This is a genomic window from Micromonospora cynarisoli (assembly GCF_030518815.1).
In the GTDB taxonomy this organism is placed as follows: domain Bacteria; phylum Actinomycetota; class Actinomycetes; order Mycobacteriales; family Micromonosporaceae; genus Micromonospora; species Micromonospora wenchangensis.
The window spans coordinates 6666745-6692790 of record NZ_CP130426.1 but is presented as its reverse complement, the minus strand read 5'-3'; the positions used below and the strand labels follow the sequence as shown (position 1 = coordinate 6692790).

At 74.8% G+C, this 26046-nt stretch carries 27 protein-coding genes; 12 read left to right on the top strand and 15 right to left on the bottom strand.

Annotation, left to right across the window (positions count from 1 at the left end; genetic code table 11):
- The first annotated feature begins 16 nt into the window (after positions 1-16).
- The 4 genes from Q2K16_RS29515 to Q2K16_RS29500 all read left to right on the top strand — a co-directional run bounded on the left by Q2K16_RS29515 (position 17) and on the right by Q2K16_RS29500 (position 3699).
- On the top strand, positions 17-721 hold the full coding sequence (locus Q2K16_RS29515; protein ID WP_302741591.1) for a sigma-70 family RNA polymerase sigma factor: 705 nt from the start codon (positions 17-19) through the stop codon (positions 719-721).
- A complete protein-coding gene (locus tag Q2K16_RS29510) occupies positions 718-1500 on the top strand; it encodes an anti-sigma factor family protein (protein WP_302741589.1) in 783 nt (260 codons plus the stop codon). The genes Q2K16_RS29515 and Q2K16_RS29510 overlap by 4 nt, the downstream gene beginning before the upstream one ends.
- A gap of 207 nt (positions 1501-1707) precedes the next feature.
- Positions 1708-2376, top strand: coding sequence for a COG4315 family predicted lipoprotein (locus Q2K16_RS29505; protein ID WP_302741588.1), 669 nt, complete (start codon positions 1708-1710; stop codon positions 2374-2376).
- Positions 2377-2778: 402 nt separating this feature from the next.
- Positions 2779-3699 carry a DNA-3-methyladenine glycosylase family protein gene (locus Q2K16_RS29500; RefSeq protein ID WP_302741586.1) on the top strand — a complete coding sequence of 307 codons (921 nt, stop codon included), beginning with the start codon at positions 2779-2781 and terminating at the stop codon, positions 3697-3699.
- A 102-nt stretch (positions 3700-3801) separates the two neighbouring features.
- Here the strand turns inward: Q2K16_RS29500 and Q2K16_RS29495 are convergent, their stop codons facing one another.
- The 3 genes from Q2K16_RS29495 to Q2K16_RS29485 all read right to left on the bottom strand — a co-directional run bounded on the left by Q2K16_RS29495 (position 3802) and on the right by Q2K16_RS29485 (position 5145).
- Positions 3802-4299, bottom strand: a complete 498-nt coding sequence (locus tag Q2K16_RS29495; protein ID WP_302741584.1) for a DUF1990 domain-containing protein — start codon at positions 4297-4299, stop codon at positions 3802-3804.
- A 110-nt stretch (positions 4300-4409) separates the two neighbouring features.
- Positions 4410-4832: an SRPBCC family protein gene (locus tag Q2K16_RS29490; RefSeq protein ID WP_302741582.1), complete on the bottom strand. Its 423-nt coding sequence runs from the start codon at positions 4830-4832 to the stop codon at positions 4410-4412.
- A gap of 172 nt (positions 4833-5004) precedes the next feature.
- Positions 5005-5145 carry a hypothetical protein gene (locus tag Q2K16_RS29485; protein ID WP_302741580.1) on the bottom strand — a complete coding sequence of 47 codons (141 nt, stop codon included), beginning with the start codon at positions 5143-5145 and terminating at the stop codon, positions 5005-5007.
- 63 nt (positions 5146-5208) lie between these two features.
- Between Q2K16_RS29485 and Q2K16_RS29480 the strand changes: the two genes are divergently transcribed.
- On the top strand, positions 5209-6324 hold the full coding sequence (locus tag Q2K16_RS29480) for an ATP-dependent DNA ligase (protein ID WP_302741578.1): 1116 nt from the start codon (positions 5209-5211) through the stop codon (positions 6322-6324).
- Between the two features lie 32 nt (positions 6325-6356).
- Positions 6357-7937, top strand: coding sequence for an alpha/beta hydrolase (locus Q2K16_RS29475; RefSeq protein WP_489671826.1), 1581 nt, complete (start codon positions 6357-6359; stop codon positions 7935-7937).
- Between the two features lie 115 nt (positions 7938-8052).
- Here Q2K16_RS29475 and Q2K16_RS29470 read toward each other — a convergent pair whose 3' ends face one another.
- Positions 8053-8550 carry a potassium channel family protein gene (locus Q2K16_RS29470; RefSeq protein ID WP_302741576.1) on the bottom strand — a complete coding sequence of 166 codons (498 nt, stop codon included), beginning with the start codon at positions 8548-8550 and terminating at the stop codon, positions 8053-8055.
- A gap of 74 nt (positions 8551-8624) precedes the next feature.
- On the opposite strand from Q2K16_RS29470, the gene Q2K16_RS29465 reads away from it, so the two are divergent.
- A complete protein-coding gene (locus tag Q2K16_RS29465) occupies positions 8625-9077 on the top strand; it encodes a GNAT family N-acetyltransferase (RefSeq protein ID WP_302741574.1) in 453 nt (150 codons plus the stop codon).
- Between the two features lie 2 nt (positions 9078-9079).
- On the opposite strand, the gene Q2K16_RS29460 is transcribed toward Q2K16_RS29465, so the two are convergent.
- The 4 genes from Q2K16_RS29460 to Q2K16_RS29445 are packed head-to-tail and all read right to left on the bottom strand — an operon-like array spanning position 9080 to position 16712.
- Positions 9080-9796 carry an ABC transporter ATP-binding protein gene (locus Q2K16_RS29460; RefSeq protein WP_302741572.1) on the bottom strand — a complete coding sequence of 239 codons (717 nt, stop codon included), beginning with the start codon at positions 9794-9796 and terminating at the stop codon, positions 9080-9082.
- Entirely contained in the window at positions 9793-10791 is a 999-nt protein-coding gene (locus Q2K16_RS29455) for an ABC transporter ATP-binding protein (protein WP_302741570.1), read from the bottom strand. Before Q2K16_RS29455 ends, Q2K16_RS29460 begins: the two co-directional genes overlap by 4 nt.
- A 1-nt stretch (position 10792) precedes the next feature.
- Positions 10793-13483: an FtsX-like permease family protein gene (locus tag Q2K16_RS29450; RefSeq protein ID WP_302741568.1), complete on the bottom strand. Its 2691-nt coding sequence runs from the start codon at positions 13481-13483 to the stop codon at positions 10793-10795.
- Between the two features lie 43 nt (positions 13484-13526).
- On the bottom strand, positions 13527-16712 hold the full coding sequence (locus tag Q2K16_RS29445) for an FtsX-like permease family protein (protein ID WP_302741566.1): 3186 nt from the start codon (positions 16710-16712) through the stop codon (positions 13527-13529).
- Between the two features lie 140 nt (positions 16713-16852).
- On the opposite strand from Q2K16_RS29445, the gene Q2K16_RS29440 reads away from it, so the two are divergent.
- The gene (locus Q2K16_RS29440) at positions 16853-17146 is read left to right on the top strand and encodes a hypothetical protein (RefSeq protein WP_302741564.1); all 294 of its coding nucleotides are present in this window, start codon (positions 16853-16855) and stop codon (positions 17144-17146) included.
- 167 nt (positions 17147-17313) lie between these two features.
- On the opposite strand, the gene Q2K16_RS29435 is transcribed toward Q2K16_RS29440, so the two are convergent.
- The 3 genes from Q2K16_RS29435 to ligD form a co-directional block, all read right to left on the bottom strand.
- Positions 17314-17901 carry a GNAT family N-acetyltransferase gene (locus tag Q2K16_RS29435; RefSeq protein WP_302741562.1) on the bottom strand — a complete coding sequence of 196 codons (588 nt, stop codon included), beginning with the start codon at positions 17899-17901 and terminating at the stop codon, positions 17314-17316.
- A 94-nt stretch (positions 17902-17995) separates the two neighbouring features.
- Positions 17996-18151, bottom strand: coding sequence for a hypothetical protein (locus tag Q2K16_RS29430; protein ID WP_158224222.1), 156 nt, complete (start codon positions 18149-18151; stop codon positions 17996-17998).
- A 343-nt stretch (positions 18152-18494) separates the two neighbouring features.
- The gene (gene ligD / locus Q2K16_RS29425; protein ID WP_302741557.1) at positions 18495-19535 is read right to left on the bottom strand and encodes a non-homologous end-joining DNA ligase; all 1041 of its coding nucleotides are present in this window, start codon (positions 19533-19535) and stop codon (positions 18495-18497) included.
- 47 nt (positions 19536-19582) lie between these two features.
- Between ligD and msrB the strand changes: the two genes are divergently transcribed.
- Positions 19583-19993: a peptide-methionine (R)-S-oxide reductase MsrB gene (gene msrB / locus Q2K16_RS29420; protein WP_302741556.1), complete on the top strand. Its 411-nt coding sequence runs from the start codon at positions 19583-19585 to the stop codon at positions 19991-19993.
- 52 nt (positions 19994-20045) lie between these two features.
- On the opposite strand, the gene Q2K16_RS29415 is transcribed toward msrB, so the two are convergent.
- The gene (locus tag Q2K16_RS29415) at positions 20046-20321 is read right to left on the bottom strand and encodes an isoamylase early set domain-containing protein (RefSeq protein ID WP_145918534.1); all 276 of its coding nucleotides are present in this window, start codon (positions 20319-20321) and stop codon (positions 20046-20048) included.
- A gap of 157 nt (positions 20322-20478) precedes the next feature.
- On the opposite strand from Q2K16_RS29415, the gene Q2K16_RS29410 reads away from it, so the two are divergent.
- The 3 genes from Q2K16_RS29410 (at position 20479) to Q2K16_RS29400 (ending at position 22532) form a co-directional block, all read left to right on the top strand.
- Positions 20479-20736, top strand: coding sequence for a Prokaryotic metallothionein (locus Q2K16_RS29410; protein WP_088645482.1), 258 nt, complete (start codon positions 20479-20481; stop codon positions 20734-20736).
- 87 nt (positions 20737-20823) lie between these two features.
- Complete coding sequence (locus tag Q2K16_RS29405) at positions 20824-21288, top strand: GNAT family N-acetyltransferase (RefSeq protein WP_302741555.1); 465 nt, start codon at positions 20824-20826, stop codon at positions 21286-21288.
- 119 nt (positions 21289-21407) lie between these two features.
- Positions 21408-22532 (top strand): lytic polysaccharide monooxygenase auxiliary activity family 9 protein, encoded by a 1125-nt coding sequence (locus Q2K16_RS29400; protein ID WP_302741553.1) that lies wholly within the window; start codon positions 21408-21410, stop codon positions 22530-22532.
- Between the two features lie 95 nt (positions 22533-22627).
- Here Q2K16_RS29400 and hemQ read toward each other — a convergent pair whose 3' ends face one another.
- The 3 genes from hemQ to hemE are packed head-to-tail and all read right to left on the bottom strand — an operon-like array spanning position 22628 to position 25851.
- A complete protein-coding gene (gene hemQ / locus Q2K16_RS29395) occupies positions 22628-23341 on the bottom strand; it encodes a hydrogen peroxide-dependent heme synthase (protein ID WP_302741552.1) in 714 nt (237 codons plus the stop codon).
- Complete coding sequence (gene hemG, locus Q2K16_RS29390) at positions 23338-24750, bottom strand: protoporphyrinogen oxidase (RefSeq protein ID WP_302741550.1); 1413 nt, start codon at positions 24748-24750, stop codon at positions 23338-23340. Before hemG ends, hemQ begins: the two co-directional genes overlap by 4 nt.
- Before the next feature lie 3 nt (positions 24751-24753).
- Complete coding sequence (gene hemE / locus Q2K16_RS29385; RefSeq protein WP_302741549.1) at positions 24754-25851, bottom strand: uroporphyrinogen decarboxylase; 1098 nt, start codon at positions 25849-25851, stop codon at positions 24754-24756.
- Positions 25852-26046 lie beyond the last annotated feature (195 nt).

Below are 26046 nucleotides of genomic sequence, written 5' to 3'. Positions count from 1 at the left end.
ACAGCAGGAGGTCTGGATGAGTGCGGTCGCGGCCGGCTTGCACGGTGAACTGGCCAGGCCAGGGTGGATGTTCGCCCGGGCCCAGCCGCAGTCGCGTGCGTCGAGGTCCAGCCGGGGGGTCGACGCCGGTCCCACCGATCGCCAGAATGGCCCGGTGACCCCGCGATCGGCGCCCGGGCGGCACCAGGCCCCGGCCGCGACGCCCGAGGCGAGCCACTCCGACCAGCTGGTCCGGCTGCTCTACGCCGAGCACGCCGGCCCGCTGCTGATGTTCGTGATGCGGCTGACCGGTGGTGACCGGCAACGCGCCGAGGACATCGTGCAGGAGACGCTGCTGCGGGCCTGGCGCAACGCGCACCGGCTGGGCGTGCAGGGGCAGGGCTCGCTGCGGCCCTGGCTGGTCACCGTGGCCCGGCGGATCGCCATCGACGAGCACCGCAGCGAGCAGGCCCGCCCGCCGGAGACGTACGACCGGGATCTGACGGCGTTCGCCGAGGCGGACAGCACCGACCGGGTGCTGCGCACCATGACGGTGGCGGACGCCCTGCGTACGCTGAGTCAGTCGCACCGGGAGATCCTGGTGGCGACGTACTTCCGCGGGCGGACGGTGCCGGAGGCGGCCGAGGAGTTGGGCCTGCCGCTGGGCACCGCCAAGTCGCGGGTCTACTACGCGCTGCGCGCGCTGCGCACGGCCCTACAGGAGAGGGGGGTGACGGAATGAGCCGGGCGGACCACATGGACGTCGCCGCGTACGCGCTCGGCGTCCTGGACGTGCAGGACACCGAACGGTTCGAGGAACACCTCGCCACCTGCTGGGCCTGCGCCGCCGAGCTGGAGACGATGGTCCCGGTGGTGGGGCTGCTCTCCGACATCGACGGCGAGACGATGATGGCGATGGAGCAGACCGCGACGGACCCGCGGCTGCTGGACCGTACCCTGGTCGCGGTCCGGACCCACCGGCGCAAGGCGCGGTTCCGGCAGGTGCTCACGATGGCCGCCGCGGTGGTGGCGGTCGGTGCGCTCAGCGGCATCGGGGTCGCCACCCTCGGCGGTACGGGCGGCGGCGACGGTCCGGTGGTCGCCGGGCCGAGCCGGTCCACCCCGGTGGACGGGCCGGCGAGCCCGCAGCCGACCCGGTCGGGGCCGGCGGTGGGTGGCACCGAGATCGAGGGCGACCAGTTCGACGCCACCGACGGCAGCACCGGTGTGAAGACCACGATGTGGCTGGACAGCAAGGAGTACGGCACCTGGATCGGGTTCAACCTGACCCGGTTGCCCGGCCCGCGCACCTGCCGGCTGGTGGTGGTCCGCAAGAACGACACGACCGAGGTGGTCTCCACCTGGGCGGTGCCGGGGACGGGTTACGGCACCACGGCCAACCCGCAGGATCTCCAGTTGGAGGCGTCGACCTCGGCGCCGCGCGGTGACATCGCGAAGTTGCAGGTGCAGTCGGTGGACGCCAACGGCGTGGCGAGCCCGCTGGTCACCGTCGTGCCCTGAGACACCTTCCGTCGGAAACGGCGTCGGCCCGCTGCGGGCCGACGCCGTTTCGGCTTTCCGGGCGCAGGGGTGCCTCTGCTCGCGCACACGTACGGCCGGCCGGAACGGTTCAACGACGGCGATGTGAAATGGCCCACTGTCGATCGTTCAACCTTGACAGTGGACGCTCCGTACTACTCGGTGAACTGCCAAGAATGAGGAGGGCACGTGGCAAAGATCAAGCGGACGACCGTCATCGTCGCGAGCGCGGTGGTCGCACTTACGGCCTGCGCTCCCGCGGGCTACGACGGAGCGAACTCCAGCGCCGCCGAGCCGGTCGCCGTCGCCGCGGCCGAGCCCACCGCGTCGGTCGAGCCGGATTCCTCGGCCTCCCCCGGCCCCTCCGGCGCCCCCGCCGCCGACCAGGCGCCGCCTCCGGCCAACGTCCAACTGACCGACGAACTCGTCGGCAAGAAGATCGCCCGGATGGGCAAGGTCGTGGTGGACCAGGAGGGCTTCATCCTCTACCGCTTCGACAAGGACTCCGACGATCCGCCGTCGTCGAACTGCGTCGACAAGTGCGCGCAGGTCTGGCCGCCCGCGCTGACCGACGGCAACCCGCAGTTGCAGGGCGTCTCCGACGACAAGGTCGGCACCGTCACCCGCCAGGACGGCACCCGCCAGATCACCATCGGCGGCTGGCCGGTCTACCGCTACATCGGTGACAAGAAGCCGGGCCAGTGGAAGGGCCAGGGCGTCGGTGGCACCTGGTTCGTGGTCGACCCCAACGGCAAGAAGAACCTGACCTGCCTGCCGACCGGCACCCCGAAGGCGGTCGCCCCGCCGGCGGCCGGCGACTCGGGCGGATCGAGCAGCGGCGGGGACTACACCTACTGATCCTGCGCCAGCCGGAACCCGGTGGCCGGTCGCAGCCGGGGAGGGCGCGACCGGCCACCGTCACGGATCGGGACCGTCGACGTACCGGCAGCGTCGAACGGTCCGGGCCGCGACGCCGGACCCTGGTCGGGCCGGCGTCGCGGTACCCACCCGCCGGAACCTCCCCCACCAGACCCCCGGAACGGACGAGGGCGGTGGACGCGCCACACGCCAGCGGGCGCGCGCCACCGAAGGTCCCCCCAACCCCGCACCCACGGCCGCTCGGGCGGCCGGTCCGCTCCGGGATGGAGACACCGCCGACGCGCAGGGCGTCGGCGGTGTCGTCCGTTTCCGCCCCGGTCACCCTCCTCGGCGGTACGGGGCCGGGCTGCCCGTCCCCCGGGCCCATGGCACAGTGGCCTGGTGACCTGGGACGAGCCGGCGGTGCGCCGGGTGCTGCGACCGCCGGCCGACTACCGGCTGACCGCGTCGGTCCGGGCCCTCACCTTCAGCCCGTACGACCCGTGTGCGCGGATCGTCGCCGGCACCTTCTGGTGGGCCACCCGCACCCCGGCCGGCCCGGCCACCCTGGCCCTGCGCCCGGAGGCGGGCGAGCTGCTGGCCGAGGGGCACGGGCCGGGCGCCGACTGGGTGGTCGACCGCGCCGACGCCGTCGCCGGTCTGCGTGACGACCTGACCGGGTTCGCCGAGCTGTCCACCGCCCACCCGCTGGTGGCCGAGCTGGCCGCCCGGCACCGGGGGCTGCGGATGCCCGCCACCGGCCAGGTCTTCCCCCGGGTGCTGCGCGCCGTCTTCGAACAGAAGGTCACCGGCACGGAGGCGTACCGGGCGTACGCGGCGACCGTGCGGCACTTCGCCGAGCCCGCGCCGGGGCCGTTCCAGCCGCTGCTGTTGCCGCCCGACGCGGCGACCGTCGCGGCGGCCCCGTACTGGGTGTTCCACCCGTTCGGCGTGGAGCAGCGCCGGGCCGAGACGCTGCGCCGGGCCGCCGCCCTGGCCGACCGGCTGGAACGCTGCGTCGACAGCGCCGAGGCGACCCGGCGACTCACCGCGATCCCCGGCATCGGCCCGTGGACCGCCGCCGAGGTGGTCCGGGTCGCCTACGGCGATCCGGACGCGGTGAGCGTCGGCGACTACCACGTGCCGAACACGGTGGCCTGGGCGCTGGCAGGTGAGGCGCGCGGCGACGACGCCCGGATGCTCGACCTGCTCGCCCCGTTCCGGGGCCACCGGGGGCGGGTCTGCCTGCTGCTGGCCGCCGCCGGCATCCAGGCACCCCGGTTCGGCCCCCGGATGCCGATCCGCTCCTTCGCCCGCTTCTGACCCGCCCGGGGTGAGGCCGGTGGGGCATGTCGCCGAGGTAGCGGTATCGGCGCGGGCGGATACCGCTATCCGGCCGATGTTGAGTTGATCATGTCGTGGCGGCTACCGGGTGAGGCGGCGCAGGGTGCGGGCCAGCCAGCGGGCGTACCCGTGCTGGACGGCGCGACCGGCGGGCCCCGCGGCTGTCATGAACCAACGGTCCGGCCGGCTGAACGCGGTGACCTCGAAACTGACCGCGCCGTCGGCGTCGCGGCGGACCAGGAACGCCTCCTCCCCGCGTTCCGGATGGCCGGGCAGGGTGCCGTAGCCGAAGCCGGCCTCCCGGTCGCCGTCGACCACCCAGACCACCTCGCACGGCCCCCACACCCGCAGCGGACCCACTCCGAGTCCCGGGGTGACCCGTACGCCGGGCGCGGCCCGCACCGCGTCGGTGCGCATCCGCACCCCGGCCGCCCGGTGCAGCCGCCAGCTCAGCACGGCCTCGGCGGCGACCGGGAAGCTGCCGGGCGGCAGCGCGGACCGGTGTCGCAGGTGGTGGTAGCCCGCCGGCAGCGACCCGCCCCGGGTCGCCCCCACCTCGGGGTACGTCAACTCGGACACCGCGCCTCCCCAGGGTCGTACCCAGCCTAGGGCCGGTGCCGTCGACCGGCGACCCGACAGGCGGTGCAGGCCCGGCGGGTGGCGGCCGGCCGGTGCCGCCCCGCCGGGGCTCAGCCGGCTTCGCAGTGCCGTCGCAGGCCGTCGGCCTCCAGCCGCAGGTAGCGGCGCACCAGCCGGCCGCCCAGCCAACCGGCCGGCCTGGCGAGCGGACCGGTGAACTCCAGGGCCAACTCCACCCGGACCCGGCCGTCGGGCAGCGGGACGATCAGGTGCTCGCCCCGGCTGCGTACCCCCGGGGTGGTCGACTCCCAGACGAAACGGCGCGGCGGGTCGATCTCGGTGACCCGCCAGGACGTCGGCCGGAGCCGGGGCTGCTCCAGCCGGGCGGTGGACCCGAGCACCAGCGGCCCGGCGTCACCCCGGCGGGCGGTCCTGACCGACTCGGTCCACTCCGGCCAGCGTTCGACGTCGGTCTGCACCGCCCAGACCGTGTCGATGTCCGCGTCGATCTCGGTCGTCGTCTCGAACCGCATGCCGCCTCCGTGGCTCCGCCGACGGCATCCGCGTGCCGCCCGGTTCCCGACGAGCGTGCCGCAGCGATCGTGACCGGGCCACCCTCCGGTCGCCCTCCCGACGGCGCACCCGCCGGGATGCGACCCCCGGCCGGACGCGGGGGTCGGGCGCGGCCTCAGCCCGGCACGCGGCTCAGCCGGTCTCGCGCAGGTCGGCCAGGTCGGGCGGGGTGTGCCGGTCGAGCAGGTCGGTCAGCTCGGCGATGCTGCCCACCTCGCCGAGCACGTTCTTGCCGCCGCCGAACCGGTCCGGCGGTACCCGGGGCGGGGACACGCCGGACCGGCACCGACGGTGATCTGCCTCACCACTGTCGGTGGCGTCTGGTTGACTGTCGCCGTGGACCTGCCGATCAACCCCCCGGTCGAGCCGATGCTGGCCAAGAGCGTGGCCCGCCTGCCCACCGATCCCGGCCTGACCTACGAGCCCAAGTGGGACGGCTTCCGCTGCATCGTCTTCCGCGACGGCGACGAGGTCGAGTTGGCCAGTCGGGGCGGCAAGTCGATGACCCGCTATTTTCCCGAGGTGGTGGCGCAGGTCCGGGCGCAGTTGCCCACCCGGTGCGCGGTCGACGGCGAGCTGATCGTGATCCGGCGCGACGGTCCGGGCGGTCAGCCCCGGCTCGACTTCGAGCAGCTCGCCCAGCGGATCCATCCGGCCGCCTCCCGGGTGGCCCTGCTCGCCGAGACGACCCCGGCCGACTTCGTCGCCTTCGACCTGCTCGCCCTCGACGACGAGCTGCTGGTCGACGAGCCCTACCCGGCCCGGCGGGAGCGTCTGGTACGGGCGCTGGCCGGGGTCCGGCCGCCGGTGCACGTCACCCAGGTCACCACCGACCCGGAGACCGCCCGGCGCTGGTTCGAGGTGTTCGAGGGTGCCGGCCTGGACGGGTTGATCGTCAAGCCGGCCGACCTGCCCTACCAGCCGGGCAAGCGGCTGATGGCCAAGGTCAAGCACGCGCGGACCGCCGACGTGGTGGTGGCCGGGTTCCGCTGGCACAAGTCGGGTCCGGTGGTCGGCTCGCTGTTGCTCGGCCTCTACGACGACGCCGGGATGCTGCACCACGTCGGGGTGAGCGCCTCGTTCACCATGGCCCGCCGGCAGGAGCTGCTCGACGAGCTGGCCCCCTACCGGGAGGGCGACGGCGAGCACCCGTGGGTGCACGGCGACCACGAGCGCGGCCAGCGCATCCCCGGCGGGGTCAGCCGGTGGACGGGCGGCAAGAACCTCGACTGGGTGCCGCTGCGGCCCGAGCTGGTGGTGGAGGTCGGCTACGACGCGATGGAGGGCGACCGGTTCCGGCACACCGCCCGGTTCGTCCGCTGGCGGCCCGACCGCGATCCCCGGTCCTGCCGCTACGACCAGCTCGACCGTCCGGTGCGCTTCGACGTCGACCAGGTGCTCCGGGGTGATCCGGCGGCGACCGTTCCGCCGGAAGTCGACACCCCGGCGTAGCCTGACTGCTACCCGATCATGGAGGTTCGCCGGTGACCAGCACCGCCCGTCGCCACCGCCGGTTCCGGCTCGCCCTGGCCGGGTTCGTCGCGGGCGCGCTGCTCGTCACCGGATGCACCCTGCCGGCGATCGCCCCGCGTACCGAGGACTCGTCGGCGGCGGCGCCCGGCACCGCGCCCGCCTGGCGGGCCTGTCCCGAGGTCGCGCAGGACCTGGTCGGCCGGGGCGCCCCCGGTATGCGTTACGAGTGCGCCCGGATCGCCGTGCCGCGCAACTGGGGCACCGGCACGGGGGCGACCGCCGGGCCGGGCAGCGGCGAGACCTTCGAGATCGCGCTGCTGCGGGTCCGCTCGGCCAAACAGCGGGACCGGATCGGCTCCCTGGTGATCAATCCGGGCGGGCCGGGCGGGTCGGGTGTGGACACCGCCGTCTACCTGTCGTTCGGGCCGTCGTTCGGGGGGCTGCCCACGTCGGTCACCGACCGGTTCGACATCGTCGGCTTCGATCCGCGCGGGGTGTCCCGGTCCAGCCCGGTGAAGTGCATCTCCGACGCCGACCTCGACGCCAGCTTCGGCTACGACCCCGACCCGCGCAGCCAGCAGTCCTTCGACGCCTACCAGGCGCTCAACCGGCGGATCGGCCGGGGCTGCGGCGACAGGTACGGCGACCAGCTCCCGCTCTACGGCACCGAGCAGGCCGCCCGGGACATGGACGCGGTCCGGGCCGCCGTCGGCGACGACAAGCTCACCTACCTCGGCTACTCCTACGGCACCCTGCTCGGCGCGACCTACGCGCAGCTCTACCCGCAGCGGGTCCGGGCGCTGGTGCTCGACGGCGCGGTCGACCCCCGGCAGCAGTTGGTGGCCGGTTCGGAGAGCCAGGCCCGGGGCTTCGAGCGGGCGTTCGACAACTTCGACAGGTGGTGCGCGGCGAACGCCGGCCGCTGCCCGGTCGCCCCGGACGCCCGGGGCGCGGTGACCTCGGCGATCGACAAGGCGAAGGTCTCCCCGGTACGCGGTGCCGACGGGCGGGAGGCCACCTCCGGGTGGGTCTTCTACGCGGTGATCTCCTCGCTCTACACGGAGTCGGGCTGGGAGGAGCTGGCCCGCGCGATCGACCGCCTCGACGAGGGTGACCCGACCGACGTGTTCAAGCTCGCCGACTCGTACGCGGAGCGGGGCGAGGACGGGCGCTACTCCAACCTCTTCGACGCCAACCTCGCGGTGAACTGCGCCGACGAGACCGAGAAGCCCAGCGTCGACCAGATCCGCCAGTTGCAGTCCGAGTGGCGGCAGAAGTATCCGCTGTTCGGGCCGGCCCTGGCGGTGGGCATGTTCGGTTGTGTCGAGTGGCCGGGCGGGCGGGACCCGTACCCGACAGGCCGGGCCGACGGTGCGCCGCCGATCGTGGTGGTGGGCACCACCGGTGACCCGGCCACCCCGTACGAGCAGACCGCCCGGCTGGCCGAGATGCTGGGGGTCGGGCGGGTGCTCACCTGGGAGGGCGAGGGGCACACCGCCTATCCGCAGACCTCCTGCATCACCGAGGCGGTGGACGCCTACCTGATCTCGCTCACCGTTCCCCGGGAGGGGCTGCGCTGCCCCGCCCGCTGACCGGGCGACGACCCCCACGGGCGACGCACTCCCCCAGGCTACGGGGACTCCCCCGCCGGGCGACGGTGCCGGTCCCGCCGGGCGACGGTGCCGCACCGGCCGGGCGGTCGACGGGTCAGCGGCGGTTGCGGCGTCCGCGCAGTCGTTGCCGGACGAGGGTCGCGTGGTCCGGCGGGGCCGGGGGCGGTGGCGGTTCCGGCAGCACGATGCCCTGCCGGGCGGCCAACTCCTCCAGCAGGGCCCGCATCCGCCGCACGTCGTTCTTCAACTCCTCCTGCTCGACGTGCTCGAACGCGTCGTCGTCGACGATGAGGCGGCTGGCGAAGTGCGCGGTGATCAGGGGGATGACCAGCAGCACCATGGTGGAGATCAGCAACGCGGCGAGGGCCCGCCCCGGCCAGGTGGTCGGCGAGATGTCGCCGTACCCGACGGTGGAGGCGGTGACCACCGCCCACCAGACGGCGTCGGCGGCGCTGCGATGCTCCACCTGGCCGTAGATCACCCCGGCCACCACGATCATCAGCAGGTACGACGTGATCAGCGTCCGGGGCGAGTTGGCAAAGTACACCAGGCCCCGGTAGATCCACCGGAACGGCAGCAGCAACGGCTCCATGTCGCATCATGCTGCACCCCGGCCGCCACCTCCGCCCATCGATCGACCAGGGCCGCTGTGGCAGGCTGCCCGGCGTGACCGAGGTGACCCTGCGCGAGGCGGTCCGCGCCGACCTGCCCGCCATCCTGGCCCTGCTCGCCGACGACGTGCTCGGCCGGGCCCGCGAGCACGCCACGGTGGACGAGGCGTACGAGCGGGCCTTCGCCGACATCACCGCCGACCCGCGCAACCAGCAGGTGGTGGCCGAACGCGACGGCGAGGTGGTCGGCTGCTTCCAGCTCACCTACATTCCCGGGCTGGGCCGGCACGGCGCGCAACGGGCGCTGGTCGAGGCGGTGCGGGTCCGCGCCGACCTGCGCGGGCAGGGGGTGGGTGAGGCGATGATGACGTGGGCGATCGACCAGGCCCGGCGGCGCGGCTGCGGGCTGGTGCAGCTCACCACCGACAAGTCCCGCACCGACGCGCACCGGTTCTACCGACGCCTCGGCTTCGTCGCCAGCCACGAGGGCATGAAACTCCCGCTCTGACGTCAGTCGTCGACCAGGCGGCCGTCGCGCAGGGTCAACGTCCGGTCGGCCACCTCGATCAGCGTCGGGTCGTGGGTGGCGACCAGCGCGGTCATCCCCCGGGCGTGCACCACCGCGCGGAGCAGATCCATGATCGCCCGGCCGGTCTCGGAGTCGAGCTGGCCGGTCGGCTCGTCGGCGATCAGCAGGTCGGGTTCGTTGGCCAGGGCGCGGGCCACCGCGACCCGCTGCTGCTGCCCGCCGGACAGCTCGTACGGGCGCTGTCGGGCGTGGGCACCCAGACCCACCAGTTCCAGCAGCACCGCCACCCGCTCCTCGCGCTCCGCCGCCGGGACCCGGGCCAGCCGCAGCGGCACCCCGACGTTCTCCGCCGCCGACAGGATCGGCACCAGCCCGAAGGTCTGGAACACGAAACCGACGGTGCCCCGGCGCAGCCGCAGCAGCTCGGCCTCACCGGCGTCGGTGACGTCGTGCCCAGCCACCCGCACCCGGCCGGCGTCCGGGCGGTCCAGCCCGCCGACCAGGTTGAGCAGGGTCGTCTTGCCGGCACCGGAACGCCCCCGCACCGCCACCAGTTCACCCCGGGCGGCGGTGAAGGAGACCTCCCGGACGGCGTGCACGGCGTGCCGTCCCCGGCCGAACGTCCGGCTCACCCGCTCGACCCGGACGACCTCGTCGGTGACCGGGTCGGCGGCCCGGACGGAAACCTGCTCGCTCATGCGTCACTCCCGTTCGGTTGCGGCGTCCGGTCGCCGGGGCGGACCTGCACGTGGTCCGGGGCGAGGTCGAGGCGGACCCGGTCGCGCAGGGCCAGGGCCTCCACGAACGGCGTCGGTAGCTGCATCCGGCCGGTCCGGTCCAGCACCGCGTACTCCTCACTGACCAGTTCGGCGCTGCCGTCGACGCCGATCCGGGCGGTGCGGCGTACCTCGGAGGCGGTCCGACCGTCGCGGATCGCGACGGTGCGGCGGACCTGGTCGGCGACGGCGTGGTCGTGGGTGACCACCACCACGGTCACCCCCAGTTCGGCGTTGATGGTGCGCAGCGCCGCGAAGACCTCCGCGCCTGTCGCCTCGTCCAGCTCACCGGTCGGCTCGTCGGCGAAGAGCACCTCCGGGTCGTTGGCGACCGCCACCGCCACCGCGCAGCGCTGCTGTTCGCCGCCGCTGAGCTGGCCGGGCCGCCGGTCGGCGCAGTAACCCACCCCGACCAGGTCCAGCAGTTCGTCGGCGCGCCGCCGGCGGGCCCGGCCGCCACCGCCGCGCCGGGCCAGCCGCATCGGCAGTTCCACGTTCTCCCGCGCGGTCAGGTACGGCAGCAGGTTCCGGCCGGTCTGCTGCCAGACGAACCCGACTGTGCGTCGCCGGTAGGCCAGCCGGCGGCGGGCCGACAGCGACAGCAGGTCGTACTCGGCGACCCGGGCGATGCCGGCGGTCGGGGTGTCCAGCCCGGAGAGGATGTTGAGCAGCGTCGACTTGCCCGAGCCGGAGGCCCCGACGATCGCCACCAGCTCACCCCGGTCGATCACCAGGTCGAGCCCCTGGAGGGCGACCACCTCGACCCCCTCGGTCTTGAAGATCCGGACCAGCCCGTCGCAGACGATGTGCCCGCGCAGCCGGTCCTGCCCGCCGGCCCGTTCGGCCGCCCGCTGCGCCGCCCGGCGTTGCAGGTCGGCCAGGTCCGGGACGACGGGATCCGGGGCGGTCGTGGTCATCTCAGCTCTCCTCTCCGAGCCGGAGCACCTCGCCGAGGCGCATCCGACGGTTGTTCAGGGCCTCCACCGCCAGGGCGAAGCCCAACGTGACCGCGCCGAGCCCGACCGTGGCGGCGACCGGACCGGGGGCGAAACCCACCCGCACCGGTGTGCCGCTGGTGAACGCGGCGAGGCCGAGCAGCGGGGTGAGCAGCACCGGCAGCAGCACCCCGACCAGCGCGCCGGTCAGCACCGACACCCCGACCAGCGGGGCCAACTCCACCAGCAGCAGCCCCCGCCACTGCCGGCGGGACAGCCCGAGGGTGCGCAGCCGGGACAGCACCTCACCCCGGGCGCGGGCCCCGGCCAGCACGGTGAACGCGACCGCGAGCAGCGCCAGCACCCCACCTGCCACCGCACCGGCGGTGAACCCGAACGCCAGCAGCCCGTTGGCGCCCCCGCCGCCCAACCGCAGGCGTGTCTGCGACCAGGTTTCCACCGCCACGCCCCGGGGCCGTTCCCGGCCGGTGACCGCGCCGCCGGTCTGGTAGCGCCGCTGACCCTCGTCGCCGACCTGACGCAGCGCCCCGGCATCGAGCCGGTCGCCGGCCACCAGGAATGCGGTGGGCACCGGCGGACTGTCCCGCCGGGGCAGCGCCTGCCAGGGCAGCACCACGTACCGGCTGGTGTTCGGCCGGGCCAGCGGGAAGTCGGCGACGGTGTCGGCGGGGGTGAACTCGTACCGCTGGCCCTGCACGGTGACGAAGGCGGACCGCAGGCCGGCGTCGGCGAGGTCGGCGGCGACCGCCGGGGAGACCACCGCCGGCAGCGGGCCGTCGCCGGGCCGGGCGTCGCGCAGCGGGCCGGGCACCGGGACGTCCCGGCCGGCGGCCCCCGCCGTGCGGGCGAGTCCGGGGCCGTCGACCAGCAGCACGCTGGTGTCGCGCAGCCGGGCGTCGGTGCCGAGGGCGTCGGTGGCCAGGCGTTGCGCCGACTCGTCGACCAGCCCGGTGGCGGCCCGTACCCCGGGCAGCCGGTCCAGCGCCGGCCCGGTGTCCGGGGCGAGCCGGTCGCCCCGGATCAGCGCGTCCGCCGGCACCGCCCGGGTGGCGACGTCGTCGCGGGTGTCCTCGATGCCGGTGGCGACCACCGCGCAGAACGCGGCGGTGGCGACCGCGAGCACCACCACGACCAGCGGGGTGGCCGCCGCCGCCCGGCCAGCGCGGGCCGTGCCCAGGAAGGCGACACTTCCCCGGGTACGCGCGGCGAGCCGCCCGGCCAGCCGCACCGGCCACGGGTACAGCCGCAGCGCCAGCACCGACGCGGCGACCGCGACCAGCGCCGGCACCGACACCAGCAGCGGGTCCACCGTGCCGGGGGTGAGGCCGCGCCGCCGCAGCAGCACCACCGCCAGCCCGGCCAGCAGCACCAGCGCCGCCTCGGTGGTGGCCCGCCGGGCGGACGGTCGCAGTCGGCCAAGGTCCCGCCGCCCGACCACCCCGGACGGTACGGCCAGCGTCGCCACCGGCAGCGCCAGCGTGACCAGGACTGTCGCGCCGACGGCGAGCGGCCCGGTGCCGCCGGGCGTGCCGGGCAGCAGGCCACCGAGCAGCCAGCCGAGCCCGGCGGCGGGCGGGACGACCAGCAGCGACTCGGCGAGGCTGCGCCGCAGTCCGGTGGTGGCCCCGCCGCCCCGGGCTCGGATCAGCACGAACTCGGCGCGACGGCGGCGTACGGCCAGCGCGGCGGCCAGCACGACCAGCCCGGCCAGCGTCGCCAGCACCCCGGCGGCGATGACGGCGAGCAGGGTACGCGCCGAGGTGACGGCCCGGCTGAACTCGCGCAGCGGGACGTCGACGCCCTGGGTCAACTCGGTGTCGGTGGCGGTGCTGGCGCGCGCCAGCCGTTGCACCCCGTCGACGAACTGGTCGATCCGCCGCACGTCGATGCCGTCCGCGCCGAGCCGGTAGCGCCAGGTGAAGGAGATCGGCCGCCCCTGCCCGGCCAGCCGGTCCAGGGCCGCGACGGCGACCGCCCCGACCAGGATGAACGGTTGACCGTCGCCCTCCGGCTCGCCTACCTGAAGCACCGACGGCAGGGTGTCCCAGCTTCCGTCGGCGGGGTCGACGGGCCGGAACACGCCGACCACGGTCAGCGGGGTGGACGGGTGTTGCGGGTCGGGGGCGGCGAGCCGGAGCCGGCTGCCGACGCGCAGCCCGAACCGGCCGGCGACGTCGGCGGCGAGGGCGACCTGCACCGGGGCGTCGTCGTCGGGCGGGACGGCCGGCCAGTTTCCCTCGACGAGGGTGCCGGTCGTCTCGATGCCGGGGGCGGCCCGCAGGCCCAACTCCACCAGGTAGTTGCCCCGGGCCAGGTCGGGGCCGGTGACCAGGTCGCCGGGGGTCTGCGCGGCGTACCAGCGGTGTGCGACGGCGGCGCGCACGTCGGCGGGCATCCGCTGCTGGAACGTGTCGAGGTCGGCGGCCCGGCTGCTGGCCGGTGGCGCCCCGACGACGGGACGGGTGGTGTAGGTCAGGTCGCGGCGGGCGTCGGGCTCGGCGGCGAGGTGTTCCCGCAGCCCCTGGTCGGCCAGCCGGTTGACCACTCTCGGCACCCCGCCCACCAGCAGGGCGATGACCAGGGTCAACGCGGCCAGCAGCAGGAACTGGCCGCGGTGGGCGCGTATCCGACGGATCACGACGCCGATGTTCATCGCTGGTCCTCCCCGTGGTGCAGCGGTCCGGTCGTCGTGGTCCTCACCGGTCTCCCCCGGTGTGCAGCCGGGCGGCGGCGACCCGCTGCCGCAGCCCGACGGCCATCGCCGCGCTGCCGGCCAGCGCGGCCAGCAGCAGCCCCGCCACGGTCCACCCGATCGGGGTCCAGGCCAGGGCGAATGTCGGTGCGGGCACGGGTCGCCCGGCGGCCGGGGTGAGGATCACCAGGGGTGCCATGGTGGCCCCGACGACCGCACCGAGCAGCAGTCCGACGCCGACGCCGATCCCGGCGAGGAAGGTCTGTTCGGCGAGCAGCGCGCGGGCCAGCAGCCGGGGGGACGCGCCGAGGGTGTGCAGCACCGAGAACTCGCCGATCCGGTGCCGGGCGGTGGCCCACACGTCGACCACCAGGCCGACGAGGGCGAGCAGCACCGAGCCGAGGGCGGCGGCCAGCAACCCGGTCCGGGCCCCCTGCCAGTACGGGTCGTCGGCGGCCACCGCGGCGGCCTGCCGGCGGTCCAGCAGGGTCGTGCCGGGCAGCGCGGCGGCGGCCCGGGTCGCCTCGGCGTGGGCGGCGGGGTCGGTCCGCAGCCACCATTCGGGTACCGCCCGGACGGTGCCCGAGTTGCGGATCAGCCAGTCGGTGGCGGCGGGCAGGTCGAGCAGCACCCCGTCGCCGGCGGTGGCGGGCAGCGCGGTCACCTCGCCGACCAGGCGCACCGGCAGGGAGACCCCGGACAGGGTCAGTTGCACGGTCTCCCCGGGCCGGACGTTGAGCGCGGCCCGTACGGCCGGGGTCATCACCGCCGGTACGGCGGTGTTCGGACCGTCCGGTACCACCGCGAAGCGGGACGCCGGCTGGTAGGCGTACCGGCCGCCGTCGAGCAACCCGACGGGGTGGATGGCGGTCAGCCCGGTGTCGTCGGCGGTGGCGGTGCTGCTCTCGGCGGACTCGGCGGCGGCCACCCGCCACCGGCCGGTGAACGGGAGCGTGGTGGACCGGGCGTCCGGGCCGACGGTGCGCAGGTCCCGCACCTGGAGCCCGTACGCGGTGCCGGCGACGTCCCCGCCGTCGGCCTCGAACCCGGCCAGCCGCAGCCCGTCGACGGCGGGCAGGTCGACCCGGAACCCGGTGGCCCGCCCGTCGCTGCCGGTGCTCGCCACGCGCAGCCGGTAGGCCAGCCCGTCGGCGCGGGTGAGCAGCACCGACACGGCGATCCGGTGCGGGGCGACGGCCTGGTCGACGGGGGTGAGCACGGTGCCGGTGAGGCTGCGGGCGTCGACCGGCAGCGGCAGTCCGAGGGCCGGGCCCCGGGCGGCGGTCAACCGCGCGAACAGTTCCCGCGCGGGCCGGTCGGCGAGCCGGTCGCTGAGCTTCGCCACCTCGGCGGCCTGTGCGGTGTCCAGGCCGAGCACGGTGGCCTGCCGGTCGTCCCGGCCGACCCGGATGTCGTCCCGCCAGGCCGGTAGCGCCCGGTCGACGCCGGGCAGCGCGGCGAGCGCGGCGGCCCGGTCGACGGGGGCGACGCCGGTGCGTTCGACCAGCCGCAGGTCCGCGCCGACGCGGTGGTCGGCCTGATCGGTCTGGGACCGTTCCCCGGTGGCGACGAGCGACCAGGCCAGGGTGCTGCCGCCGACGGCGAGGGCGAGCAGCAGCACCGGCCCGGCGTGTGGCCGCCGGCCGGCCTGCCACATCCCGAAGATGGTCGCGGTCCACGGTCTCCTGTCGACGAACCGTTCGGCGAACCGGGTGGCCGGCGGGAGCAGCCGCAACGCCACCACCGCCCCGGCCAGCACCCCCAGGGTCGGGGCGGCCACCAGCAGCGGGTCGACGCCGAGGTCGTTGCCGGCCCCGGCCAGCGGTGAGGAGTAGCGGCGCAGTTGCACCCAGGCGAGGGCGGCGAAGGCGACCAGGGCCAGGTCGAGTCCGGCCCGGCTGACGGTGGCGACCCGGTCGGGGCGGGACCGGGCGGCCAGGTCGGCCACGTAGGTGCCCGCGCCACGCAGGGTGGGGGCGACCATCGCGACGAGGCAGCCGACGGCGGTGGCCAGGGCCGCCGCCCAGACCCACCGGCCGCCGCCGACGGCACCGCCGAGGTCGACCGGCCCGTCGGCGGCGACCCGGCGCAGCGCCCCACCGGCGAGCAGGGGCCCGAGCAGGGCGGCGGGGACGACCACCAGGGTCGCCTCCCGGGCGGCCAGGCCGGCGAGTTGCCGGCGGGCCGCGCCCCGGGCCCGCAGCAGGGCGGTCTGCGCGCGCCGGTCCTCGTGCAGCAGGGCGGCAATCAGCACCAGCGCGTACCCGCCGAGGACCACGATCAGCAGCAGCGGGGTGGCCAGCGCCGAGCGGCCGGCCAGGTCGGCCCGGCTGATTCGGTCGATGAGCCGGTCGAGGGTGGTCACCGCCTGGGCCGACGAGCCGAGTCCGGCCGTCTCGGGCACCCCGGTCGCGGCGGTGGCGACGGCCCGACGCAGCGCGGGCAGCCGGTCCGCTCCGACGGCGGTCAGGTCGGGGGCGACCACCCAGGCGGCGGAGACCCCGCCGGGGAAGGTGGCCGCGAAGTCGGCCGGGTCGAGCACGAACGGCCCGTGCGTGGCGTCGCCGTCCGCGTCGGCGCCCAGTCCGGGGGCGAGTCGCCAGTACGGGTCGGCCGGGTCGCGGGGCCGCCAGGTGCCGGCGAGCACCACCTCGGTACGCCGGTCGGCGCTGCGGTCGCGCATCGGCACCCGGTCGCCGGTCCGCAGGCCCAGCGCGCCGGCGACCTTCTCGGGCAGGGTGGCCTGGAGCGGGCCGGCCCCGGCGGTCGGCCAGTCGCCGTCGACGAGGTCGGCGTGCCCGGCCAGGTCGTCCAGGGTGGCGAGGGTGGCGAAGACCGGTTCCTTTCCGGTCCGGATGCCCGGCCCGAGGGCACCGGTCAGTTCCCGTCCGGTGCCGTAGCGGGCGGCGGAGACCCGGATCGGGGTGCCCTTGAGGGCGGTGGCGAAGCCGTCCCGGACGGCCCGGTCGCGGGCGGCGTACTCGGTGCGGTCGCGGCCGCCGGAGCCGCTGACCAGCAGGCTGCGTTCCTCGACGGGCGCGGCGGTGATCAGGGCCCGCTGCCCGGCGTCGACGGCCCGCCGGTTGTAGTCGGCCAGCCCGGTGACCAGCGCGATCGCGACCACCGCGGCGGCGACCGCCGCGAGCAGCAGTCCGCGCGCCTCGCGGGCCCGCCTCCACACCAGCTTCATCCGTTGCCTCCCCGGGGCCCGGGGTCGGGCCGACGGAGAGCAAGAGCGGTGACCCGGCGGGAAAGGTTCGCACCCGTTACTTGATCGTTACCCTGGGCCGCCGGTTGGCCCGGAGGCGCGGATCTGGTGGGATCGGCGGCATGGAAACCGCGCTGATGCTGTCGACTCTCGCCCTCGTGCTGGCGCTGGTGATGCAGTTCCCGCTGCGCAGTCGCCGCGACGACGTGTCGTTCCGGCTGGTGGAGATCGAGCGCCGCCAGCGGCTGATCATGGAGCACCTGGGCGTCGTGGACCGGGGCCCGGCCCTGCCCGGGGTACGGGAGCACCTGGCCCGGGGCGACAAGATCCGGGCGATCAAGGCGTACCGGGAGGCGACCGGGACGGACCTGCGCACCGCCAAGGAGGCGGTCGAGGCGATCGCCGCCGGACGCTGACCCCATGATCGACGCTGGTGGGCCGATAGTGCGTCCTACCGCCGCTCGCATACCGCATCACCAGCGACATTGAGTTGATCACCCCGGCGATCGCAGCGCGCCGGCTCGGCGTCGGTCATGGGCTCGGCGTCCAGGCCCGACCGGGACGTCTTGCGACCCGGCCAGGGTCAGTCCGGGACCGGCGTCCGGCGGGCCGGTCGGAACATGGAGCAGACCAGGGGGCCGCCCTCGATCGTGGTCCGTGCCGTGACCGCGAAGCCGAGCCGTTCGTAGAGGCGCACGGTGCGCTCGTCGGAGGTCTCCAGGGCGATGCCGTCCGGGTCGCCGGACTCCTCGACGAGGGTCACCCCCGCGCCGGCGACGGCGGAGCCGAGACCGACGCCGCGCCGGTCCGGGTGGACGCCCAACGTCGCGAGTTCCCACGCGCCGGGCGGCCGCGCCGGCAACTCGACGGCCATGAGCGCCGCCAGCCGGTCACCGTGCAGGTCCGCGATCCGCGCCTGGAGGTCCTCCCCCGGCGCGGGCGCGTCGCCGGGCAGGAACGCGGCCACCGCCTGAGCGTCGTCAGTGACGAGGACGAGGCCGTGCGCGAGGGCGTGCCCCAGGTAGAGGGCCTGTAGCTCTTCGAGTCGACGCGGGTAGTCGTCGGCCGGGACCGACCACCGCGTCCACGGGTAGTCGTGGAAGGCGACGGCGAGCGTACGTGCGGCGCGGGGCAGGTCGAGGGCGGTGGCCCGGCGGATCTGGCTGGTCATCGGCCCGAGCCTAGTCCGTCCGGCGACGGGTGCCGGCCCGGGAACGCGTCCCGGAAACCCCGTGCGGACCGTCCGGCCGATCGTCTGCCGGAAACTATCTGACGAGCAGGGTCAGCAGTCCGGTGAGGGCGACGAGGACCGCGGCCACCCCGGTGAGTACGGCCGGTAGGATCTTGAGGTATTCGAGGATCACGGAATGCCGGCCTGGCACCCCACCGATCCGCTGCGTTCTTCTCGTCGTGGCCGCCATGGCGATTCCCCTGTCCGGTGCCCGCGTCCGGTCGGATGAATCGGAGCCACTGAGCGGCGAATCGACTGTCGCCGCCGGACAGCAGCCGACCGGACACTCCACGGCACAGGCATAATTCCTGGTCACACGAGTGCCGTCGACTTCCGCGCATCCTACCTTTCATATTCGACCGTAGGCGTGCCGACCAGTTGAGCGCAATCGTCAGTACCGGAAAGAGTAGGTAGGAAAGGCATTTTCACGCGTGGGAGTGGCATGCCGCGCAACTGATTCCGGATTACCGGCGGGCATCACGTACCAGCAGCGCCGTCGGCATTCCGATTTCCGCCGGTGGCGTCGCCGGCCGTCAGGCGTTGGGGTCGTCGGCCCGGCGCTTCGCCCGGCTCGGCTGCACCCGTTTCGGTTCGCCGGGCATCTTCGGATGGTCAGGCGGATAGGGCAGGTCGCCCAGGCCCTGCCCGGCGTCCCGCTCGGCCCAGTCGAGCAGGGGCGTGATGTCGACGGGATCGTCGTCGATGCCCGCGTGCGGGTCGCCCCGTCCGGCCAACCGGACCGGCACCGTCCGCAGGTCGAAATCGTCCGGATCGACGTCGGACAACTCGTCCCAGGTGACCGGGGTGGAGACGGTGGCCCGCGCGGTGGCCCGCAGCGAGTACGCGCAGGCGATGGTGCGGTCCCGGGCCATCTGGTTGTAGTCGACGAAGACCCGCCGCCCGCGCTCCTCCTTCCACCAGGCGGTGGTGACCAGGTCGGGACGACGCCGTTCCAGCTCCCGGGCCAGCGCGATGGTGGCCCGGCGCACCTCGGTGAACGTCCACCGGGGGGCGATGCGCAGGTAGACGTGCAGCCCCCGGCCACCGGAGGTCTTCGGCCAGCCGGTGACGCCCAACTCGGTGAGGATGCCCCGCAGCTCGGCGGCGGCCGCCGCCGCGTCGGCGAAGTCGGTGCCGGGCTGCGGATCGAGATCCACCCGCAGCTCGTCGGGGTGGTCGACGGCGGCGGCCCGGACCGGCCAGGGGTGGAACACCACCGTGCCCATCTGCGCGGCCCAGGCGACGTGGGCGAGGTCGGTCGGGCGCAGCTCGTCGGCGCCCCGGCCGCTGGGGAAGGTGATGCCGACCGTCCGCACCCACGGCGGCACCCCCCGGGTGGGCACCCGCTTGGAGAAGAACGCCTCCCCCGCGATGCCGTCGGGGAAGCGTTGCAGGGTGGTCGGCCGGTCGGCCAGGGCGCGCATGATGCCGTCGCCCACCGCGACGTAGTAGTGGAAGACGTCGGCCTTGGTGAAGCCGCGCTCCGGGAAGATCACCCGGTCCGGGCTGCTCAGCCGGACGCTGCGCCCGGCCACCTCGACCTCGGTCGCCGTCGCCTTCCCGCTGCCCGCCATGGCGCGACCATATGCGATGCCCCCGACATCCGACGTACGGTTGGCGGGTGAGTCTTGACGAGAACGAGTTGCCCCGCACCGAGGACGAGTGGCGGGTCCGGTTGACCCCTGAGGAGTTCCGGGTGCTGCGCGAGGCCGGCACCGAGCGTCCCTTCACCGGCGAGTACGTCGACACGAAGACCCCCGGCGTCTACCACTGCCGGGCCTGCGGGCTCGAACTGTTCTCCAGCGACACCAAGTTCGACTCGCACTGCGGCTGGCCGAGCTTCGACGACGCCATCCCGGGCCGGGTGCGGGAGATCCAGGACACCAGCCTCGGCATGGTGCGTACCGAGATCCGCTGCGCCCGCTGCGACAGCCACCTCGGGCACGTCTTCCACGGCGAGGGCTTCACCCCGAAGGACACCCGGCACTGCGTGAACTCGGTCTCGATCCGACTGGAACCGAAGCAGGGCTGAAGCGGGACCGGGCGGAACCGACACCGAGCCCGGGCATGGGCGCGCCGGGCGGTCAGAGCAGGAGCAGGCTGCCCTCGTCGTCCACCCGGTCGGCGCCGGAGTCGTCGAGCCAGACGCCCCCGGTGGCGAGGTAGCGGAACCGGTGCTCGCCGGGGCCGAGCCGGACGGTCACCGTCCGCGTGCCGTCCCGGCGCGGCACCAGCTCGTGCCGGCCCGGCTGCCAGTCGTTGAAGCAGCCGACGACGCTGACCGTGCCGGGCGGGGTGTCCCGGGGCAGGCAGAAGGTGACCCGGGTCTGCGTGCCGAAGAGTCTGCTGCGCTTGATCACGTGATCCTCCGGGGGTCGGGGCTTCCTACCTGGTCAAACGCCCGACACGCCGGGGCGAAACGCCGTCCGACCCGATCGATCCGGGGCATTTCGCCCTGTCCGGCCGCCGCGCTGTCGCACCCTGGGGGCAGATGTCCGATTCAGAGAGGTGTGACAGGTGGCTACCTGCGAGGTCTGCGGCAACGACTACTGGATGGCGTTCGAGGTGCGTACGGTCAGCGGTGACGTGCACACCTTCGACTCCTTCGAGTGCGCGGCGCACAAGCTCGCGCCGATCTGCGAGCACTGCCAGGTGAAGATCATCGGGCACGGGGTGGAGGTCGGCGGGCGGTTCTTCTGCTGTGCGCACTGTGCCCGCGCGGTGGAGGCCCTGGGCGCGGAGATCCGCGACGCGGTCGGCGCCCGCCCGGCCTGACCCGCCCTCACCCGCGCCCTGACCCGTTCCGGCCCGACGTCACGGGGCGTGCCGGGCCGGCGGGGCGGGGCCGCCTACCATCGCCTGATGGCACCGCAGACCGTCGACGTCCACGTCGCCAGCTTCACCGAGCTGGACGTACGCACCTTCCACGACCTGCTGCGGTTGCGGCTCGACGTGTTCGTGGTGGAGCAGCGCTGCCCGTACCCGGAGCTGGACGGGCGGGACGTCGAACCCGGCACCCGGCACCTCTGGCTGGCCCACGACGGCGTCGTGCTGGCCTACCTGCGGCTGCTCGCCGACCCGGGCGGGGTGGTACGCATCGGCCGGGTGGTGGTGGCCCCGGCGGCCCGGGGCGGCGGGCTCGCCGGCCGGCTGATGACCGAGGCGTTGCGGCTGGTCGGCGACCGGCCGTGCGTGCTGGAGGCGCAGGCCCACCTGGCCGGTTTCTACGCCGGGCACGGCTTCACGGTGACCGGCCCGGAGTACGTCGAGGACGGCATCCCCCACCTGCCGATGCGCCGCAGCGGGGCGGGCAGCCCGAAAGATTGACGGACACCGCTTTCCTATGCAAGCCTGCGGGGGCAGTGGGAGCCGCACAGCAGGCACGGGAGGGGCAACTCCCGGCCGTCCGGGCGTCGATCGACACACCCCTTCACCTCGGAGGCTCCATGTCCACCGTCCTACGCAGACGGCCCACCGCGCTCGCGGGGTCGCTGCTCACCGTCGGCGCGATCATCGCGCTGCTGCTCACCACCGCCCTGGCCAACTCGGCGTCCGCGCACGGCGCGGTGGTGAACCCGGGGTTCCGCGCCTACAGCTGCTGGGAGCGCTGGGGTGCCGAGTTCCAGAACCCGAGAATGGCCACCGAGGACCCGATGTGCTGGCAGGCCTGGCAGGCCGACCCGCAGGCCATGTGGAACTGGAACGGCCTGTTCCGCGAGGGGGTCGCCGGTAACCACCAGGGCGCCATCCCGGACGGCCAGCTGTGCAGCGGCGGGCGCACCCAGAACGGCCGCTACAACGCCCTGGACACCATCGGCGCGTGGAAGACCACGTCGGTGGCGAACAGTTTCCGGCTGAAGTTCTTCGACCAGGCCAGCCACGGGGCCGACTACATCCGGGTGTACGTGACCAAGCAGGGCTTCAACGCGCTGACCACACCGCTGGGCTGGGGCAACCTGGAACTGGCCGGCCAGATCGGCAACACCCCGGCGTCCCAGTGGGACAGGGACACCGGCGGCGTGTCGATCCAGATCCCGGTGAACGCGCCGGGTCGTACCGGCCGGCACATCGTCTACACGGTGTGGCAGGCCAGCCACCTGGACCAGTCGTACTACCTGTGCAGTGACGTGGACTTCGGTGGCGGCACCAACCCGACCGCGCCGCCCACCACCGCGCCGCCCACCACGGCCCCGCCGACCACCGCGCCGCCGACCACCGCCCCGCCGACGACGGCTCCGCCCACCACGGCTCCGCCGACCACCCCGCCGGCGACCGGTGGCTGCACCGCGACCTACCGGGTGACCTCGACCTGGAGCGGCGGGTTCCAGGGTGAGGTGGACGTGACCGCCGGCACCTCGGCGATCAAGGGCTGGACGGTGAACTGGACGTACTCCGGCGGCCAGCAGGTCAGCCAGGCGTGGAACGCCACGCTGGCCAGCAGTGGATCGACGGTGACCGCCCGCAACGTCACCTACAACGGCGCGTTGGCCGCCGGCGGGAAGACCACCTTCGGCTTCCTCGCCTCGGGCACCGGCGCCAACCCGACCCCGGTCTGCACCGCGACCCTCTGACCGGCCCGGACACCACCCGGACGTAGTGGCCTCCCGTCACGGGGGGCCACTACTTCCGTCGTCGGACACGATCCGGCCCGCCGCCGGGGCGACGGTCAGACCAGGCAGTTGACGATGTCGGCGACCGAACGACGCCGGCCGGTGTAGAACGGGACCTCCTCGCGGACGTGCCGCCGGGCCCCGGAGGCCCGCAGGTCCCGCATCAGGTCGACGATCCGGTGCAGCTCGTCGGCCTCGAAGGCGAGCATCCACTCGTAGTCGCCGAGGGCGAACGAGGCGACCGTGTTGGCCCGGACGTCCGGGTAGCCGCGCGCCATCTTCCCGTGCTCGGCCAGCAGCTCCCGCCGCTCGGCGTCCGGCAGCAGGTACCACTCGTAGGACCTGACGAACGGGTAGACGCACAGGTACGGTCGGGGCTCCTCGTCGGCGAGGAACGCCGGGATGTGGCTCTTGTTGAACTCCGCCGGCCGGTGCAGCGCCAACTGCGACCACACCGGGGTCAACGCCCGCCCCAGGGTGGTCCGGCGCAACCGCAGGTAGGCGTCCTGGAGGGCGTCGCTGGACGACGAGTGCCACCAGATCATCACGTCCGCGTCGGCGCGCAGCCCCGCCACGTCGTACATGCCCCGGACCACGACGTCCTTGCCGGCCAACTCCTCGAAGAGCGACTCCACCTCGCCTGTGACGTTCTCCCGCAGCGTCGGCAGCCCACCGGTGGCCCGGTACACCGACCACATGGTGTAGCGCACGGTGGCGTTGAGTTCCCTGATCCGGGCCGCATTGGACTGCTCGGTGCTCTGCTCGGTCATGGACCCGATCCTCCCAGTGCTTCGATGATCTCCTCGGCCGCGCTCTCGCCGGAGCGGACGCAGACCGGGATGCCGACCCCGTCGAAACCCGCGCCGGCCACCGCCAGGGTGGGGTGCGACGCGCGCAGCGCCGCCCGGACGGCGGCCACCCGCCCGGTGTGGCCGGGGGCGTACTGCGGCAGCGCGCCGCCCCAGCGCTGCACGTGACCGGCGACCGGGGTGGGCAGCGCGACCCCGAGTACCCGGGTCAGCTCCCGGTGCACGGTGGCGAGCAGGTCGTCGTCGGTGACCTGGAGCGAGGTCTCCTCGCCGTACCGGCCGACGGAGGCGCGGATCAGGGCCAGCCCGTCCGGCGCGGCCAGGTGCCCCCACTTGGTGGTGAAGAACGTGGACGCCTTGATCAGCAGCCCCTCGGTCGCCGGCACGAGGAAACCGGAGAGCCGGGGCAGGTCCGGCGCGGGCAGCGCCAGGGTGACCAGCGCGACGCTGGCGTAGTCCAGCCCGCCGACGGTCGCCGCCTGCGCCGCGGCGAACCCGGCGAGCAGCCGGGCGGTGGGCCGGGCCGGCACGGTGAGCAGCACCGCGTCCGCCCCGACCGACTCCGGGTCGCGGGTCGGGCCGACGGTCAGCCGCCAGCCGTCGCCGACCGGGGTCAGCTCGCGGACCGCCGCGTTGCGGCGGATCGTCGCGCCGCTGGCCGTGGCCGCCGCCTCGACCAGGGTGCCCAGCCCGCCGGCCAGGGTGCCGAAGACCGGTGCGCCGGGGGCGCGGGGCGCGGCGGCCTGCGCGGCCCGGACCGCGCCGACCAGGGTGTGTTCCACCCGGGCCGCGCGGGCCAGCGCCGGCATGGTGGTGACCAGGGACAGGTCGTCGGCCCGGCCGGCGTAGACGCCGCCGAGCATCGGGTCGACCAGCCGCTGCACCACCTGCTCACCGAACCGGGCCCGGACCAGTGCGCCGACCGAGACGTCCTGGTCCGCGTCGAGCAGCGGCCGGCCGCCGTCGCGGTCGGCGTCCGCCGTGGGCTCGGCGACCGTCGCCACCGCCGCCAGGTCCCCGGGTACGCCGACCAGGGTGCCGCCCGGGACCGGGCGCAGCCCGCCGTCGACGACGAGCGCGGCCTGCCCGACGGTGGGGTGCACGATCCGCCCGGCCAGGTCGAGCCGGCGGGCCAGGGTCACCGCGGCGGACTCGCCCCCGGCCGGGTCCCGCATCAGGAACGACTCCGCGCCGAACTCCACCGGGCGGCCGGCCAGCTCACCGGTGCGCAGCTTGCCGCCGAGCGCGCCGGACTGCTCGTACACGGTGATCTCGGTGTCGGCGGGGGCGCGGTCGCGCAGCCGGACCGCGGCGGCCAGGCCGGTGATCCCGCCACCGACCACCGCCACCCGCCACGGCCGCGCCCGCACCGCTCAGCCCTGCTCGTCCCGGCGCGCGGACACCTCGTGCACCAGCGCGACCACCCGGGTCAGCACCTCGGGGTCGGTCTCCGGCAGCACGCCGTGACCGAGGTTGAACACGTGGCCGGGGGCGGCCCGGCCCTGCTCGACGACCCGCCGCACCTCGGCCTCGATCACCGGCCAGGGGGCGAACAGCAGGGTCGGGTCGAGGTTGCCCTGCACGGCCCGGTCCGGTCCGATCCGGCGGGTCGCCACGTCCAGCGGGGTACGCCAGTCGACGCCGACCACGTCGGCCCCGGCCTCCCCCATCGCGCCGAGCAGTTCGGCGGTGCCCACCCCGAAGTGGATCCGGGGCACCCCCGCGTCGGCCAGGCCGGACAGCACGGCGGTGGAGTGCGGCAGGACGAAGCGGCGGTAGTCGGCCTCCGACAGGGCCCCGGCCCAGGAGTCGAAGAGCTGCACGGCGGAGACCCCGGCGTCGACCTGCACCCGCAGGAACGCCAGGGTGACCTCGGCGAGCCGGGCGCAGAGCGCGTGCCACAGCTCGGGCTGGCCGTACATCATCGCCTTGGTCCTGGCGTGGGTGCGCGACGGTCCGCCCTCGACCAGGTAGCTGGCCAGGGTGAACGGCGCGCCCGCGAAGCCGATCAGCGGGGTGTCGCCCAGCTCGGCGACGAGCAGCCGGACGGCTTCGTCCACGTAGGACACGTCGGCGCGGTCGATGCGGCGGACCCGCTCCACGTCGGCGACGGTGCGCACCGGCTCGGCCACCACCGGCCCGGTGCCGGCGACGATGTCCAGGTCGACCCCGGCCGCGGCGACCGGGACGACGATGTCGCTGAACAGGATCGCCGCGTCGACGCCGTGTCGGCGGACCGGCTGGAGGGTGATCTCGGCGACCAGGTCCGGCCGGCGGCACGAGTCGAGCATCCCCACGTTGGCCCGGATCTCCCGGTACTCCGGCAGGGACCGGCCGGCCTGGCGCATGAACCAGACCGGGGTGTGCGGGACGGACTCCCGGCGGCAGGCCCGGACGAAGGGCGAGTCGGCCGGCCCGCTGCGGCGGGATTCTCCGTCTCGGGCGGCGGTGCCCGTGGTGTCGGTGGTCATCGCGGCAATCGTGCCACGCACCCGCGCGGGCCCGACGGGCAGCGCCGCCATTTGTGACCCGCGCCCCCGGCCCACGCCGGTCGACGGTGGCCCGGGTGCGCGGCCCGCCCCGGCCGATGGTGCCGCGCGGATCATCGGAACGTCCCGGTCGGCGGCGGGACGCGGCGCTTCGGCGTGCCGTCGGGGCGGGCGACG

Bases quoted from the DNA above. Each gene is read 5' to 3' on its own strand.
- Q2K16_RS29515 (WP_302741591.1), top strand. From the start codon at position 17: ATGAGTGCGGTCGCGGCCGGCTTGCACGGTGAACTGGCCAGGCCAGGG.
- Q2K16_RS29510 (WP_302741589.1), top strand. From the start codon at position 718: ATGAGCCGGGCGGACCACATGGACGTCGCCGCGTACGCGCTCGGCGTC.
- Q2K16_RS29490 (WP_302741582.1), bottom strand. From the start codon at position 4,832: ATGCGGTTCGAGACGACGACCGAGATCGACGCGGACATCGACACGGTC.
- Q2K16_RS29470 (WP_302741576.1), bottom strand. From the start codon at position 8,550: ATGGAGCCGTTGCTGCTGCCGTTCCGGTGGATCTACCGGGGCCTGGTG.
- Q2K16_RS29460 (WP_302741572.1), bottom strand. From the start codon at position 9,796: ATGAGCGAGCAGGTTTCCGTCCGGGCCGCCGACCCGGTCACCGACGAG.
- Q2K16_RS29455 (WP_302741570.1), bottom strand. From the start codon at position 10,791: ATGACCACGACCGCCCCGGATCCCGTCGTCCCGGACCTGGCCGACCTG.
- Q2K16_RS29450 (WP_302741568.1), bottom strand. From the start codon at position 13,483: ATGAACATCGGCGTCGTGATCCGTCGGATACGCGCCCACCGCGGCCAG.
- Q2K16_RS29445 (WP_302741566.1), bottom strand. From the start codon at position 16,712: ATGAAGCTGGTGTGGAGGCGGGCCCGCGAGGCGCGCGGACTGCTGCTC.
- Q2K16_RS29440 (WP_302741564.1), top strand. From the start codon at position 16,853: ATGGAAACCGCGCTGATGCTGTCGACTCTCGCCCTCGTGCTGGCGCTG.
- Q2K16_RS29435 (WP_302741562.1), bottom strand. From the start codon at position 17,901: ATGACCAGCCAGATCCGCCGGGCCACCGCCCTCGACCTGCCCCGCGCC.
- Q2K16_RS29430 (WP_158224222.1), bottom strand. From the start codon at position 18,151: ATGGCGGCCACGACGAGAAGAACGCAGCGGATCGGTGGGGTGCCAGGC.
- ligD (WP_302741557.1), bottom strand. From the start codon at position 19,535: ATGGCGGGCAGCGGGAAGGCGACGGCGACCGAGGTCGAGGTGGCCGGG.
- Q2K16_RS29405 (WP_302741555.1), top strand. From the start codon at position 20,824: ATGGCACCGCAGACCGTCGACGTCCACGTCGCCAGCTTCACCGAGCTG.
- Q2K16_RS29400 (WP_302741553.1), top strand. From the start codon at position 21,408: ATGTCCACCGTCCTACGCAGACGGCCCACCGCGCTCGCGGGGTCGCTG.
- hemQ (WP_302741552.1), bottom strand. From the start codon at position 23,341: ATGACCGAGCAGAGCACCGAGCAGTCCAATGCGGCCCGGATCAGGGAA.
- hemE (WP_302741549.1), bottom strand. From the start codon at position 25,851: ATGACCACCGACACCACGGGCACCGCCGCCCGAGACGGAGAATCCCGC.